The sequence below is a fragment of the Neobacillus drentensis genome (genome assembly GCF_036965245.1).
Lineage (GTDB): Bacteria > Bacillota > Bacilli > Bacillales > Cytobacillaceae > Neobacillus > Neobacillus drentensis_G.
Map to the genome: position 1 here is coordinate 1 of NZ_JBALPG010000039.1, position 15,245 is coordinate 15,245.

12 protein-coding genes are annotated in these 15,245 nt (G+C 37.7%); 3 read left to right on the forward strand and 9 right to left on the reverse strand.

Annotation, left to right across the window (positions count from 1 at the left end):
• Nucleotides 1-40: 40 nt before the first annotated feature.
• Nucleotides 41-1,150, reverse strand: a complete 1,110-nt coding sequence (locus V7150_RS09500) for a tubulin-like doman-containing protein (protein WP_335516765.1) — start codon at nt 1,148-1,150, stop codon at nt 41-43.
• Between the two features lie 1,088 nt (nt 1,151-2,238).
• On the opposite strand from V7150_RS09500, the gene V7150_RS09505 reads away from it, so the two are divergent.
• Nucleotides 2,239-2,475 (forward strand): hypothetical protein, encoded by a 237-nt coding sequence (locus tag V7150_RS09505; protein ID WP_335516767.1) that lies wholly within the window; start codon nt 2,239-2,241, stop codon nt 2,473-2,475.
• Between the two features lie 554 nt (nt 2,476-3,029).
• Here the strand turns inward: V7150_RS09505 and V7150_RS09510 are convergent.
• The 3 genes from V7150_RS09510 to V7150_RS09520 form a co-directional block, all read right to left on the reverse strand.
• Nucleotides 3,030-3,482 (reverse strand): hypothetical protein, encoded by a 453-nt coding sequence (locus V7150_RS09510; RefSeq protein WP_335516770.1) that lies wholly within the window; start codon nt 3,480-3,482, stop codon nt 3,030-3,032.
• A gap of 242 nt (nt 3,483-3,724) precedes the next feature.
• A complete protein-coding gene (locus tag V7150_RS09515; RefSeq protein ID WP_335516772.1) occupies nt 3,725-5,641 on the reverse strand; it encodes a Xaa-Pro dipeptidyl-peptidase in 1,917 nt (638 codons plus the stop codon).
• Between the two features lie 237 nt (nt 5,642-5,878).
• Nucleotides 5,879-6,505 carry a GyrI-like domain-containing protein gene (locus V7150_RS09520; RefSeq protein ID WP_335516775.1) on the reverse strand — a complete coding sequence of 209 codons (627 nt, stop codon included), beginning with the start codon at nt 6,503-6,505 and terminating at the stop codon, nt 5,879-5,881.
• Nucleotides 6,506-6,999: 494 nt separating this feature from the next.
• Here V7150_RS09520 and V7150_RS09525 point away from each other — a divergent pair, with 494 nt between their 5' ends.
• Both V7150_RS09525 and V7150_RS09530 read left to right on the forward strand, forming a co-directional pair.
• The gene (locus V7150_RS09525; protein WP_335516777.1) at nt 7,000-7,290 is read left to right on the forward strand and encodes a S8 family serine peptidase; all 291 of its coding nucleotides are present in this window, start codon (nt 7,000-7,002) and stop codon (nt 7,288-7,290) included.
• A complete protein-coding gene (locus V7150_RS09530) occupies nt 7,290-8,120 on the forward strand; it encodes a S8 family serine peptidase (protein WP_335516779.1) in 831 nt (276 codons plus the stop codon). Before V7150_RS09525 ends, V7150_RS09530 begins: the two co-directional genes overlap by 1 nt.
• 342 nt (nt 8,121-8,462) lie before the next feature.
• Here V7150_RS09530 and V7150_RS09535 read toward each other — a convergent pair whose 3' ends face one another.
• From V7150_RS09535 to V7150_RS09555, 5 genes are all read right to left on the reverse strand, one after another.
• Complete coding sequence (locus V7150_RS09535; RefSeq protein ID WP_335516782.1) at nt 8,463-9,737, reverse strand: chloride channel protein; 1,275 nt, start codon at nt 9,735-9,737, stop codon at nt 8,463-8,465.
• Between the two features lie 216 nt (nt 9,738-9,953).
• Nucleotides 9,954-11,111, reverse strand: a complete 1,158-nt coding sequence (locus tag V7150_RS09540; RefSeq protein ID WP_335516785.1) for a C40 family peptidase — start codon at nt 11,109-11,111, stop codon at nt 9,954-9,956.
• 382 nt (nt 11,112-11,493) lie between these two features.
• Nucleotides 11,494-12,750 (reverse strand): nucleoside permease, encoded by a 1,257-nt coding sequence (locus V7150_RS09545; RefSeq protein ID WP_335516789.1) that lies wholly within the window; start codon nt 12,748-12,750, stop codon nt 11,494-11,496.
• 133 nt (nt 12,751-12,883) lie between these two features.
• The gene (locus V7150_RS09550; RefSeq protein WP_335516791.1) at nt 12,884-13,723 is read right to left on the reverse strand and encodes a YjjW family glycine radical enzyme activase; all 840 of its coding nucleotides are present in this window, start codon (nt 13,721-13,723) and stop codon (nt 12,884-12,886) included.
• Nucleotides 13,720-15,216 carry a YjjI family glycine radical enzyme gene (locus tag V7150_RS09555; RefSeq protein WP_335516794.1) on the reverse strand — a complete coding sequence of 499 codons (1,497 nt, stop codon included), beginning with the start codon at nt 15,214-15,216 and terminating at the stop codon, nt 13,720-13,722. Before V7150_RS09555 ends, V7150_RS09550 begins: the two co-directional genes overlap by 4 nt.
• Nucleotides 15,217-15,245: the final 29 nt, after the last annotated feature.

Sequence of the window (15,245 nt, forward strand, 5' to 3'; positions counted from 1 at the left end):
CTCATGTAGTTTTGTCCTTTAGACCTTGGTATACTACCATTTATTTTTGGTATTTCGATAACTTCGATGAAATGTTTCCTGACTTTCTCTCCTGCGGTCTAGCTTTTAGATTGGAAGCCCATGTTATTCGGGACTCATACTTCTGGGAATATTCCTTTTTCACTAGGTTCTGTAACCGATCCTTATTTTTCTCAAGCGTTTCTTCAAGAGTCTGCATGCGCCGTGCAGGAAATGGCAGTCCTGCTAGAATTGTCGTTATAGTCGGGTCGGATTCGGAAATATAGGTTCCTTCAAACAATTCCAGCGGTTCCCCCACCTTTTCAAAAACTGCTGGGACATTAATTAGTTTAGCCATTTTTTCTGGTCCTTCATAGATTAAACCTGCACGAATGACTCCTGCTGCTTCAACAGGACAAAATATCGAGTTTGCCCAGGATTGCTGTATTTTACTTGCTACGTCTGAGGTTGTCTTTGCGTCCGTTATCGCAGCTGAGGATATAATCGTTACCCCTCTTGTTCCCAGTATATTCATCAGATCGGTTTCATCAAAGTTTCCGTAAAAAGAACTCTTTTTCGTAACTTGCAGCAAATGATTAATTGCTTCCATGACCTGATGATTAGAAGAAAGATAGATTTGATGTTTACTGGATTGTGGGTTTAACTTCCGCATTTGATCATTGTCAACAAGGAACACCGATGAAAGCGAGTCTATCTTGGAAATCTCCTCGATGCACTCTGCTGCATTGATTCGGTTACCTGCTAACACGTTTCGATCAGGGACAACTGCAATCGCACCAATGTTGACTCCAGGCAGCTGATCCAATAACAGGTCAATTAATAGCGGACTCATCCCAGAGCCAGTACCCCCGTCAGTAGAGAAGGCCACTAATAAAAGCCTGATGTTCTTAAAAGACTTCTGTACAAAGTCAATCATTTCTCGATAGTTTTCATTAACAGCTCTTAATCCGATGGACCGATCTTGCCCGGCTCCATTATACCCTGGAACAAAATACTTCTTCTCAACTCTCGTGTTCACTAAGCCATCGCGCTGGTTCGTGTTGATAAGCGCGGTTTGAAAGCCCATGGATGATGCAATTTCCGCAATATTCCCGCCTGCTTGACCGACTCCTAGGATTCCAATCGGTTTCACCATATCCCCTCCCTTTCTTTCTAAAATAATACTCATCTTTTTTGTACGTTATGCGGTTTTTCGTACTTATTCTAATTAGTTATTTATATAGATATTTGGGATAACAAATAAGAATTTCATTTCACGGATTTTCGCACTCTTTCAGAACATTTTGGTTATTTGTGAATTATTCTTATATAGGAAGTCTCACCTTAAACTCCATTCCACACTCGTTCAATACATCCAAAATAAACATGGAAATTGCTCAAAGTACTGAACCCAGTTAGGGATTTCCTAACTAGGTTCTTTTCTTAAAAATTTGGCTGCCAAAAAAAACAACCATTTTTTGTGTTAAAGGAAAGCTTTTTTATTAAAAATTTATAAACTCCTTTTATGTTAATTTTTTTGTTATAACTTTATTTTTATGATAAAATTTGATTTATTTTTTTTGCTTTTTTTATGTCTTGGTAATTCTTTAAACCAACTTCTGATTTGATTTACCATTTTAATAACCCACTTTCGTTCTGCTTTTTCCTCCTCCTGATTTTTTAAAACCTTACTTAGAGAAGATCTGATTTCTTTTATAGTAGTCTTCAACTCATTTAACTCTTTAGAAATGTTTTCAATATCTTTNNATCTTTAGTTAAATTAATTATTTCAGAGGGTTCTTTTTGGCTAATGGGACTATTGATTGCAATCCGAATTTGGTCACCTTGTTCAAAAGTACTTTTTAATTTTTCGGTAATGCCTTTTAATAAATCAGAATAATTTTGATTATTAAAGGGGATGTCATTCTGATCTTCTTTTGTTAATTCTTCTATGTTATTTTCTTTGATTTCACCGTTTAATTTTTCCGAATTACTCCTTATAATTTGGTCTTTTCTTATATAGTCAAGGTTGTGTGTGTCCCGATCCATAATAATCTCCCTTAGTTAGAATGATACCTAGTATATGGACAAAAATTAAGAAAAGTGAAACTATTTTTTAAATATTTGGGACAAAAAGAGGATGAAATCAGCACATTTTTTTTAAAGCATGTCCATCAGTCTATCCACAAGTTTTAACTTATACATATTAATAATTAGCATATAAAGAAAGGAGGTGATCATATGGCACTTCAAACTAACTGTCAGACCTGTACGCCTCCCGCAGGTTCGACACCAATCCTTACAGTAAGCGTACCTGGTGGACTAGCTATTAACCTATTGGGTATTCATGTTGAAGCATGCCCAATCTGTATTACTGTATTCACAGGTGGGACAAGTCTTACATCCGCTCAAACAAGCGTTGTAAACGACCTACTCGGTGTTATTCGTGGTTTGGTTCCGAATATTCCAAGCGTTTAAACGGACTGAACAATGTTCATCACAAACAAAAGAGCCTTGGAGGTTTTACCCCCAAGGTTCTTTTTCGAAGCATAATAGACTATTTAATGAGAAAATGTTAAATTCACGGGGTGGGCTATAGTTAAAGTAGTATTTCGAATAATTTACGTAAATAATCCTTAACTTTGATAAATTTTCAACATTTCTCGTTTAACTAGCAGCTTAAATAAGTTAGCCCCCTCTCAATTAAGAGAAGGGGCTTTTTTCTAGAAATTGGCTGTTCTTTTATTTTGTTTACATCAAAAAATAAATAAAGTTGCTTCATCCCTTGCGAGCTTTTCGACAATACTCATAGATGAGTCTAATTGACGCTATTTTTGTTGGTTCAAGCACAGTAATCTAGAAAAAAAAGACCAAGAAACTCCGCAAAAACCATCTTGATTCTTAAAATTTTGAATAGATTGAAACGGGGAATGTATATTGTAATAAGTTAGAGAAAGTATATTTATAAAATCGAGAATTCAGTTCTTGAACTGAATCCTCGAAGGCTTGTATAAATGCTTATAGTGTTAAATTTATTGTAATTGATTTTGTTGTCCCATTTGTTGACCAGCTTGTTGCTGACCTTGTTGGCCTTGGTTAAATTGTTGTTGTACCTGACCTATTACCTGATTGATTTGGTTTAGAGTTTGGGTTGTTTGAGCATATTGCAGACATTGATTTAAAGATTGAATAGCTTGTTGAATTGATTGTTGTAATTGTTGATCGTTTTGTTTTGACTGGTCTTGGGCTTGGCTTGCAAATTGTTGTAATTGTTGCATTATTTGATTTTGCTGTTGTTGATTTTGTTGCCCCATTTGTCCCATCCCCATCTGCTGATTAGCTTGTTGCTGTGTTTGTTGTAAACTACCAAGTGTACTTTGTAAATGATTTAATTGCTGCCTTACGTCACTAAATTCTTGGGCAATTTCAACATCCACTGTTCTTTTTACTTCATTTTCAATTTTTTTCTTAGTGTTATTATCCATAATTACCTCCAAATTTTATAAATAGACCTAATCGGGCCCTTTTTTAAGATGCTCATTTGGAGATTTAATATCCAAAAAAAATTGAATATATTTAACTATGCAGTTGTTAAGAGGGAAAAAGAAAAAGAAGTTAAAACAAGGGTCATTCTCACCGTTCTTTCGAAACGGAAGAATGACCCTTTTCTGCTTTGATTGCTTAAATTTCACTCCATAAATAGCAATTAAGTCTTCTTTTTTTTTGTTTATTGATTAAAGGCGTTACGGACGCTGACAATTGGCAATGTTATTTCACTTCGGGTTGGTGTTATTGTGATTTTTGTACCGGCTTTAGGACGAATCGTATAGTCGTAATCACTGGCGATAAGAACAACGCCAATACGGTGACCTGCCTTAAATACGTAGTCTTTAGGCTGCATGTCCCATTCGAAGGTGTAGTCTCTGCCTGGAACAAGTGATTCTGAACGATCTGCTGCATGAAGATTTTGCGGATCGACCCAGCCTCGCGACACAATAACAGGGTTTGACGAACTACTATAGTCAACCAGCAGTGCTGTTAAGTTCGCAACAGGGCGGTCAATGCTTGCCCGTAGATTTACTTTAGGTGTACCGCTTAACCGAACTTCCCCAGTTAATTCCGAGGTGACATAAGCTAATCGATTTGAAGAATTTAGCTCTGGGTTCGCTATCAGCGTATTGGCCTTCTTCAATGGATCATCAATAATTGTTTGCGTATTATGCGGCTGATTTGGAACAGGATTCAGATGAAGCCCCCCTAAATCATTTCCAGTGCCTGTTAAATGAAACCTTGTCGCTACTGAACCTGGTGCCGGCCAGTTGGCTTCCTTGCTCCAGGTTTTGTCCTCCCGCTGGATATCGACAGCAGGCTCCTTCATAATTCCGTTTTCAATTCCGTACAGATAATAATCAAACCATTTATTTTGGGTCTGAGGCCAGTTATTCCCTGAAGCACCTGAATGACCGCCCTGATGCAACCACAATTTACGAGGGACATTGTTTTTTTCTAATGCTTCCCACCACTGCGCGAATTGTTTTGTCTTGACGTTCCAATCATTAAGCCCATGAACAATAAGAACACTAGCCTTCACCTTACTGGCATCCTTCACGTAATCACGGCCTGCCCAGAACTCACTATAGTCACCAGTTTCACGGTCTTGAGCAGCTTTTAGCTCGGCAATAACATCTTTACAAACTTGAGGAATGTTTCGTGTTAACACAGCTTCAGCCATATTATCAGTGTCTTCACCTTGATAGCCGCCAGGAGCAATAACCGCTCCGTTGGCACGATAATAGTCGTACCAGCTGCTGATTGCGGCCACTGGAATAATCGTTTTCAACCCGTCCACACCGGTAGCGGCAACCGCATTTGGCAAGGTCCCGTTGTAGGAAGCACCTGTCATTCCCACATTCCCTGTTGACCAATCAGCAGAAACTTCTTTTCCATCCACAGTAAATGCTTTAGCCCGTCCATTTAACCAATCAATAACAGCTTTTGTACCAAGAATTTCTCGATCATCCCCTGTTGTCGGACACCCTTCCGATTTGCCTGTCCCAATACTCTCCGCAAGAATAACACCATAGCCACGCGGGACATAGTAATTCCCTAAAGAGCCGAGATTTGCAGCTTGTCCTTCCGCAAGTGCAAATGGCTTGCCGCCACGTCCGTTCCCATTACCTGGGTGGTTAACTGGAATTAAGTCAACATCGACATTAAAAACAGGGACATCGAGAATGCCTGAGCGATAAGGACTCATCTCATAGATAACAGGTACTTTAATCCCCGGCTCGGTTTTAGGACGGTATACTTTAATGGAGACCTTGTCACGCTTACCGTCTCTGTCACTATCTATCTCTGTCTCAACAAACAAGTTTTCAATAATTGCGTCGTCGGTAGAGTAGATTGGTTTTGTCATCCCATTTTCAAGTTCAATTTTTGTTGCATCCGATGCTGTTTCTGGAATCAATCCATTCAGCGGAATCCCATTCCACTCTAGTAAATTTCCCTTTTGGTTAGAGACATTTTGAGCTGCAGCTGTTTTATTTTGCTTAGTTTCTGCTTTTACAGTCCAAGTATCTACTCCAGCTACTAATGAAAGCGATAGAACTGAACACAAACTAACGGACAAAATTTTTTTCCTCACTACTTTTCCCCCTTAGACATGGTTTTCGGCGGTTACCACCATTTTTAGTATAAGAGTGAATTTTCAAAATTTTTGTTAAACTGTGTCGAAGAAATAAAACAGGAGAAAAGTACTGCTCCTCAAAAAAAGATCCATAAACAAAAAGTCCCACTTTTCAAATTTGTTGAAAAGCAGGACTTTTGCTAGGTTATGCCGTCTATTTTATAAATTCTAGTAATACTGGTTCTGACCCTTAGTTTATATCGATTTTTCAACATTGAATCTTAAAACCGTTTTCATCTTAGCGGCATCTGTCCTTCTGGGGTCGGATAAGTAGATTTCTCGATGGGTATTTATGGTTCGAATATATCCTTGCTCCTCGCAATATAACTGCATTTTAGTAAAGCTCTCCGGCTCATCGTCGTAGCTGCCTTTGTGCATCATTTGACAACACAATCCATCGGTCATTTCACCAAGAACTGCTTTTTCAAGAAATGGGTTTGGCTTTTTCTTTTTGGTTTGCGCTAAAAACTTTTCAAACCATTCATCTGTTAAAAAATCGGGTTGGCGAATCATAATCGTGTATTTGAAGTTCTGCTTATCTTTTTCTGATAGAGATGGATCGATCAAATCCCAAATTCCCTCAAGAGGAAAAACTGTATATTCGTAGAAACCTGGAGGGACTTCCTTCGTTTTGTAGGACATTTTCACCGCATAACTCAGAGCGTATAACTCTTCAACCGCCTTTTCAAATTCCTCACTGTTTGGATCGCCAGTCCCGTTAATCATGATAAATTTCATCTTAGGCACATCAATGATTTCAGGCTTGGTTTTTGGAAGGTACAAGTTTTTAAACGTTTTTTTATAATCAATTTTTTCAGCCATGGCTAAATTCTCCTTTCCTTTATCCTTTTGTCTATATTTTACTGGAGCTTTATTAGAAAAAGAAGAAAAAGCAGATGAATCCCTAGAAAATCCCCTGCTATTTGCACATTATATCAATTTTTCACTTTCAAAAACTCTATGAGAAATTAATAGAATTTGAAGGAAGGCTCGGCCTAGACCAAGGCGATGGTTCGAAGAAAAAAAGGTAGGACCACTCGTATCGGTGTGGAGCTTAGACATCGCCTTCTATCCCAACTGAATAATCATGAACCCATTTTTAAAATGTGTAAAGATTGTCCACACCAATGTAATTCAATTTGAATTTATTAATAGAAGAGGAATGAGAGGGTTAGACATAACAACTAAATCGATTAGTGAATTTTTTTTTTAAAAAAGAGGTCCTTTTTTCTAATTGTTGAACTGGAAGAATCTTAAGAATAATGATTTTCTCCTCATTCTTTAAAAAATATTTTATTTAAAGGAGAGGTTCTTATTTGGCAAATACAGATCAACGTTTAATTGTTGGGTTTTACCCAAATGTTACAAAGGAAGAACGCAAAGAAGTTCACAAAATGATGGGATCAACTTTAGTCCAAGCAATAGACCAGATACATGCAGAGGTTGTAACTGTGCCTGCACAAAATGTTGGTTTCTATTTAACCCATATTCTGCAAGCACGAAGGTACGTTATGTTGAAATTGATCAAATTGCTCATGCTCACGGTTGTAGAAGAATTATTCCTAATGATCCCGAATTCGATTTACAATGGGGTCTTGAAAAAATAATGGCACCAGAGGCATGGTGTAGAGCTGTAATTACATCTCAAGATATCAATATAGCCATTCTTGATACAGGCATTGACCCAAATCATCCAGACTTAGCTGCAAAAATCACTAAAACCGCCAATTTCACAACCTCACCAACTACTGATGACCTTTTTGGTCATGGTACACATGTTGCTGGAATTGCTGGAGCTATAACGAATAATCTCGTATTTGGAGCTGGGACAAGCTTTAACTCAGGGAATCTCTGGAATATAAAAGTATTAGGTGATGATGGTACTGGCCCATTTAGTGGGATTGCTGCTGGAATCGTTGATGCAGCAGACGCGGGAGCAAACGTCATCAATATGAGCCTTGGAGGAGCAGGAGGGTCACAAGCCCTAGAAGACGCAGTAAATCTTGCTTTTAATAACGGAGTGGTAATCGTTGCTTCAGCTGGCAATGATAACACTGATACGCCATCGTTTCCTGCTGCATATGCAAATGTGATCAGTGTTGCGGCAACGGATGAGAATGACCAAAAAGCATCTTTTTCGAATTTCGGGGATGGAGTTGATGTTGCTGCTCCAGGTGTAGGCATCTTTTCCACATGTCCAACCCATGCGAATGTCCTTGGGTGCATAAATTTTGGCTCTTTAAATGGAACATCCCAAGCTGCTCCATTTGTATCAGGCCTTGCAGCTTTGATAAAGGCAACTTTTCCATTATTGAACAACCAAACAATACGCCAGGCAATAGAATCATCTACAGATGATGTACCTGGTTCTGGAACATTATATCAATTTGGAAGAATCAATGCTAATTCCGCCATAATTACAGCAGGAACTTTGTAATGACAGTGACAGTTCATATTCAATACAGCTTTGTTAATCTGTTACTAGAAACATAAAAAGGCAATGCCCTAAGTAAAATGTATCTTTGTAAATGACATTTGGAAAAAGGACAGGCCATACAAAGAAGATGATCTCTGTTTCTACAGAGGTCATCTTCTTTAGTTTCCATTGATATCTGGAATGTTACTAAATCACATACTGCTTTGAAAATCAAAAGATTAACAAATCTCCTTCGAACCTTTCAAGTTTCAACACTAATTCCCGTTTCAGTTGACTTTCTATAAAATGAAAAACGAGATGTACACTACTTGTGTTTTGATAGGAGCCTAATAGTAATAAGCATTAATATGATTTTTGCGTTAAATTATTTTTGTACTTTAATATATATATTGGCAAATATGCTGCTACTATCATTGGTATAACTAGCTTTATTGGGAATAGAATAATTAAAATTAATACAGCTGCTATCGGCTTTTTCATTAATCCACTTGTGAGTGAAGTAGTTACAATTGCAACGGATGTTACTGGATCTATTGGAAATAACAATGCCATTCCATATCCTAAACTTGCTCCTGCGAAAATAACAGGAAATATATGTCCTCCACGCCAACCACTTGCTAAACAAAATTCTGTTATAAATAACTTTAGAACAGCAGATATCAACAATAAATAAATCGACATATCTTTCCATTCTTCTGGTAATTCTGTTAGCTGATGCTCCCCTGAAAATAACATTGTAGGAAGAATAGTACCTATTAATCCTAATACTAATCCACCAATTACAGCTTTTATTATTTTATAATTTTCAAGTGGTTTAAATACCTTATGAAGAATTTTTCCAAAAAACTCATATAATAAGGCAAATAATAACCCTATAACTATAAGTGGTATTATAGCTATAATTTCATTTTTACCTACTACTGCTGAACCAAAATCAACTAAAGAAATTTTTCTGTAATCCATTTTTGTTAAAAATATAAATACACCAAAACCTGCAACAGTAGTTATTGAATATACAATTATTTTTATCAGCCTTATACGTCTTGAATCTTTTTTATCTTCAAAGAAGGTAGTAGCGCCAAATAGTGGTGCTCTAAAAATCATGCCAATTGTAGCCTCAATACTATACTCAGTAATTATTTCTCCATATTCATTTAAAACTGATTTTTTCTTAACTAAAGATTTAATAGTGTCTCCTGCCCATGTAGAAAGACCTCCTATTATACCAACTAAAGCCGCCTCAGGACCAAGGCTGGCTCCAAAAGAAAGAACACACAGTGCAGTTAATGTACTCTTATGTACTGACCTATAATCAACTCTTTTAGTTTCCTTGAATTCTGCTAATACATCCTCCATTTTACGCGGGTAATTACCAAAGTACTTTTGACATAACCCTACCAGAACGCCTCCAACTAAACACAGTAATATGGTCCAATTTTTAACATGAAGTGTCTTTGGTAAGGTATCCCATAAAAAGTGAGTCGTAAAAGAAGTAACAGCTAAAAAACCCCATGTCAAAAATCCTACAATTCCTCCTATAATTATGCTAAATAGCACTATAAAAGCTAACTTTGAAAATTTCATCCTTATTTCCTCTTTTATTTCTTTTTTTCTCATTCTACAGAAAAAAACCGAAGGTCTCAAGGGCTTATTTCCCTTTGATCTTCGGTTAGGAATTCGTGTAATTCGTCTCGTTTTGTCCCGCTTTTTACTCTTTGAATTTTTCGCCAGTTACTTTGCGAAAACTTTTTATTACGTACGAAACGTCTATTATGAAAGCGAATGTTTAAAGTTGGGCACTATTTAAGGTTACACTTCAAAAAATTGCTGTCATTAATGCAATACTCTAGCAGCACTAGAAAAAGCAGACGGATTATAAGAAGCAATTTTCACAACATCACCCGTTTGCGGAGCATGTATATATTGCCCGTTTCCAATATAAATGCCGACATGATAGGCAGGGGAACCCCTGAATACTAAATCTCCTGGCTGTACTTGACTCGGAGAAATTCTTGTTCCAACATTTTGCTGGGCTGATGACACTCGTGGGAGACTAATGCCAACTGAATTTCTAAACACATATGAAGTGAATCCTGAGCAATCAAATCCGCTTGGCGTTGTCCCGCCCCAAACGTAAGGAACGCCCAAAAATTGTTTAGCATACGCAATGACCGCACTTGCAGCATTAGCGTCTGGTAGATTAGCTACACCTGCAGGTGGCGTTGAGTTTGAAACATTTTTTCCTGAAGATTGCTGCTCTGACTGTTGTTGAGCTCTTTGGGCTTGTTGTTGAGCCTGTTGTTGCGCTTGCTGTTGGGCTAATTGAGCCTGCCGCTCTGCCTCTTGTTGAGCCAGCTGACCCTCTTGGTCTTGTAATTTGTTTTTCGCATCTGCTAATTCTTTTTCAATTGCTTGTTTATCTTCTTCAATCTTTTTTTGTTCAGCAGCTAATTCATCCTGGCTCTTTTTTAAATTGTCGAATTCATTTTGTAATTTATTCTCAGCTTCGTTTAACGCTTCTTGCTTGTCATTTAAACCATTCAGCAAGGCAGTGTCACTTTCCATAATTTGCGAAATCGCACTATAACGAGTTAAAAAATCAGAAAAGTTTTCAGATGAAAGCAAAAGTTCCGCATATGTAGCGATTGATTGTTTTCCCTCTGACTGAATGCTTTTTAGTCGTTCAGAGTAAACCTTTTTGTGAGCGTCTAATGACTTTTTGGCTTTTTCAATTTCAGCCTCAGTTTCTTCAATTTTTCCTTGTTGTATATTAATTTGATTATTCAGTTTATCACTTTTCTCCATTGATAAGGCGATTCGGTTGTCTAATTGTTGAACCTTTGTTTCAAAGTCATTGATTTGTCCTTTTGTCGCATCAATTTGTCCTTTTGTCACTGGTGACTCTACTGGACTTGCAAAAGTAGGTGTTACTTGAATCATAGTGGCGAGGACGGCAGCCGATAAAGTATATTTTAATGATTTTTTTATCATTCTAGATCTCCTTTTATTACCTATCAATATTTCGATTCCTAATATATTACTAGTTTATATTCCAAATGGCCTAAAAACAATGAATCTGTCGAAATGTAATATAAATGTAATTTTATGTTGAAAAATCTGTAAACTCTTGCTGCAGGTGTAACGGATTTTAAATGATGGAAATAGAAAAACCCGAATAACTTTTTATTCGGGTTTTGGATGGAGTTATCGCAACCAATGGTGAAGAATTATAAATAAAATCACTTGGTAGGAAAACTTTCCTTAATTCCAAACTTGGATATTTTTATTTATATTAGTTACTCGAAAACGCCTACATTCGTAATATTTAAGCCCTTCCACTTTTAACAGAACTGAAATGATAAAGATTAGCCGATCACGCAGCTGCATTTACATTTTTTATTTCATCACGGTCATTTTTGTATTTAAAGCTTACCACAAAAATGACTGCGAGAATGATTGTATATGCTGCAAAAACTAGCCAGATATTTTGCCAGTCTTTCACGCCATCAACTGTGAAATAATCTACTATTTTTCCACTAATAACAGCACCTAAATAAGTACCGATTCCGTTGACCATTGTCATGAATAAGCCTTGTGCGCTCGCACGAATTCGATGATCCACTTCTTTTTCTACAAACATAGATCCGGAAATATTAAAGAAGTCAAATGCCGCACCATACACAATCATTGATAATAGCAATAAGAAGAACCCGCCGCTAGATGGGTTTCCATAAGCGAAGAAAACAAAGCGTAATGTCCATGCCACCATACTCAGCAGCATTACCTTCTTAATCCCAAGTTTCCTTAAGAAAAATGGAATGGCAAGAATAAAGAATACTTCTGAAATTTGTCCCATTGATAATAAAATCGCTGGATATTTAACAACAAGACTATCTTTAAAGTCAGGATTTAATGCAAAGTCATGTAAAAATGGGTCGCCAAATGTAATGTTTATCTGCAGGGCAGCACCTAATAGCATAGCAAAAACGAAAAATATCGCCATTCTCTTTTGTTTAAATAATACGAAAGCATCTAGTCCCAAAAGACTTACTAACGACTTGTCCTTTTTGACATTTGATGTTGGACAGTCAGGTAATAGTAATGAATACAGCGCAAGTAAGATCGAAGCTCCAGCAGCAATGTATAGTTGGACGTTGCTTAACTCCAGTTTCCCAAGACTAATTGTCCACATGGCAAGGATAAAACTAATTGTGCCAAAGACACGAACAGATGGGAAATCCTTCGTTACATCGAGTCCTTCTTTTTCCAGGCTCGAATAAGAAATAGTATTTGATAAAGCAATCGTCGGCATGTAAACCATTGCGTTAAAAAGCATCACCCAAAACATAAGGTCAGGGTCTGAAATCCGTGCAGCTATAAATAAGGCAATCGCACCAAGAAAATGGCAAATTCCATATAATCTATTTGCCTTTATCCAACGATCTGCAATAATACCAACTAGACTTGGCATAAGAAGTGATGCAAGTCCTGTTGAGCTATAAACGAGTCCAACTTGCATACCAGTAAAATGTAAATGATTGATCATATACGAGCCAAGAGTAACAAGCCAACATCCCCAAATGAAAAATTGAAGAAACATCATAATTTTAAGTCGTGATTTAACAGTCATTTCTTCCTCCAAATGAGCTTCGGTTCTGAAGCAATATTTTTTATGGATATTAAAAATAAAACCGAATATTCAATTAATTGATTTTATTCTGAACTTAAAAATGTTGATAAGGATATTCTATAACAACTTACTATTAAACTATGACGGCCTTTTCGAAACCAAATCCGACAGCGAGCTGCAAAAGTTTCTGCATATATATGTCGTCTGGAGAGGGAGTATTTTGTAAACGCCCCTTTACCCCATAACGCCTAAACTTAATAAGTTTTAATCTCACGCTGCAGGCTTTTTCACCAATTGTCTGTGCAATTCCACTGATGACGGCTTCCGCGTCAACCTCGCCAGGTAGGCACACAATTCGTAATTCCTCTAACTTGTTACAATCTGCAAGATATTGAAGATTCTTCTTAACGATAGAATTAGTAGGACCCACAGTTAGTTTTTTGTAAATTTGTTCATCCCAAGCCTTCACATCCAGCATGACACCATTGCAAAGCTGCATCAATTCGGGAAAGCGGCTGAAATCTGTCGTACCATTGCTGTCAATTAAGCATGTAAGTCCATTTTCATTAGCTATGGCAAACAGTTCCTTCAAAAAATTAGGGTAAAGGGTACATTCACCTCCCGATACAGTGATCCCTCGTATAAATGGAATATTCTTTTGAATCTCCTGAAAGACCTCTTCTGGACTCATATTTCTCACACGCGGTGAGGCAAAAGTCGGACAAACTTTAATACATTGGTCGCAGAGCGTACATATTTCAGGGTCCCACTTTACACGGCTGCCAACGATCGTCAATGCACCCGAAGGACAGCCGCTTACACAAATGCCACAGTGATTGCATACAGCTTGAGTTTCAGGATTATGGCAATAAGCACAGGATACGTTGCATCCTTGCAAAAATATGGAAGTACGATTACCCGGCCCATCTACAAGGCTTAAGGGGATAATCTTGTTGACAGGAGCCCTGGTCATACTCCCCTCACCTTTCGGTTTTCAAGACGGTTATGTTCGTAATTTGGGGCACCAAGATGTGTAGTACCTTGCAGAACTACCTGCTCATTTCGGTATTTTTCCATCTCACTGCGTTTTACTAAATAACCGGTAATACGCACTAAGTCGCTATTCTCTTCGTAAAAACTAATGTATTTTGCACCTAAAGAAAATGATCCTTTTACAATATCAAGAATAGCACCGGGATTATTTCGACCAGTGGTTTCAAATGGGAAAATATCTCCGCAGCCAGTCGTAATGACCCTATGGAATCGTGCGCTATGACGCAAATGATCGTATACATTCTCCAGTTCATCACCTACAGGGATCCGTACACCTGACGTGATTCCTAGATCGTAATCCATACCAACCTGTGCATGAAGCATAAAACGACCATTAGATATTTTAGAATACTCGGCAGGGAACTGTGCGGCAAAATCTGAAATAATAGTCATTATTGTATCAGCAAGATTGTCAGCCTCGACATCGTGTCCATATCGTTTGCCGTTATCCCCCATCAGAAGATTTACGCACTCAGCCAGACCGGTAATTCCCAACATACCAATGAAATTGTCCGGATGAATTAAACCTTCCTTAACAAGGAAAGAAGTCTCAAAGAACCCAGATTTTCCAACCAAAAAACTCACACGTTGATTCATGTAATTTCCCAATTCCAGCAGACAATCTGGAAGCAGCTGATTTAAGAATTGATCTATACTTGTGGCAACCTTTGCAAGTCCAGGCAGAGTGATACGGGAAAGCGTATAGGCACCACCGCCAATTGGAAGAATATTGTAACAGCTAGAAATACCGTAATCAGATGAATAGGTTTCCTTATGCACCTTATGATTGCATATGGCAGGATTGGCACAGAATAAACTGGTGTAAATTCCTAGTTCTGCATAGTCATCAGGAGTAATATCCGGATCATATCTCAGCGTAAAGTTAGGAACGGCATTCTGCAAATCCTTTTCCAACTCCAGTATTAGCTTCCCAGCCCGAGTTGGCTCCGGACCAATATTAGCATGACAGAAAGAATCGGTAATAGTGCGATCTAGGAAATTTAAAAATAAACGAAGCTTTTTCTTTGCCTCCTCATCACTAACACCTTCCAAAAATGGTTCAATGAGCTTATCAATGTTGCCGAGATAAACCGGGAATCCCGTGATAGACGGAACATGCCTATAAAGAATCATTAAGGAGTTCAACAATTCATCCAAATCCTCCGGTGGACTAATCCGTAAAAACTCGCTGCCATTTTTAATAAACTTCTCATAATCAGGCATAATATAGCGCGGGCGATAAGGCGCATGCCCCTCATACAGATCATCTATTGCCTTAATATCAAAATAATATCTGGCTTTCTCTGGAATACTCATAATGGACAGAGTATCTTCTGCAGCATGTGCAAGTGACATTACCTTTTGCTCGTACGTCAGTTTTCTTGATGTGACAATTTCTAAAACGTTAGTCATACTTCACACTCCCTCTTTTACTTTGGCTG

Bases quoted from the DNA above. Each gene is read 5' to 3' on its own strand.
- V7150_RS09505 (WP_335516767.1), top strand. From the start codon at position 2,239: ATGGCACTTCAAACTAACTGTCAGACCTGTACGCCTCCCGCAGGTTCG.
- V7150_RS09510 (WP_335516770.1), bottom strand. From the start codon at position 3,482: ATGGATAATAACACTAAGAAAAAAATTGAAAATGAAGTAAAAAGAACA.
- V7150_RS09520 (WP_335516775.1), bottom strand. From the start codon at position 6,505: ATGGCTGAAAAAATTGATTATAAAAAAACGTTTAAAAACTTGTACCTT.
- V7150_RS09530 (WP_335516779.1), top strand. From the start codon at position 7,290: ATGGCACCAGAGGCATGGTGTAGAGCTGTAATTACATCTCAAGATATC.
- V7150_RS09535 (WP_335516782.1), bottom strand. From the start codon at position 9,737: ATGAGAAAAAAAGAAATAAAAGAGGAAATAAGGATGAAATTTTCAAAG.
- V7150_RS09540 (WP_335516785.1), bottom strand. From the start codon at position 11,111: ATGATAAAAAAATCATTAAAATATACTTTATCGGCTGCCGTCCTCGCC.
- V7150_RS09545 (WP_335516789.1), bottom strand. From the start codon at position 12,750: ATGACTGTTAAATCACGACTTAAAATTATGATGTTTCTTCAATTTTTC.
- V7150_RS09550 (WP_335516791.1), bottom strand. From the start codon at position 13,723: ATGACCAGGGCTCCTGTCAACAAGATTATCCCCTTAAGCCTTGTAGAT.
- V7150_RS09555 (WP_335516794.1), bottom strand. From the start codon at position 15,216: ATGACTAACGTTTTAGAAATTGTCACATCAAGAAAACTGACGTACGAG.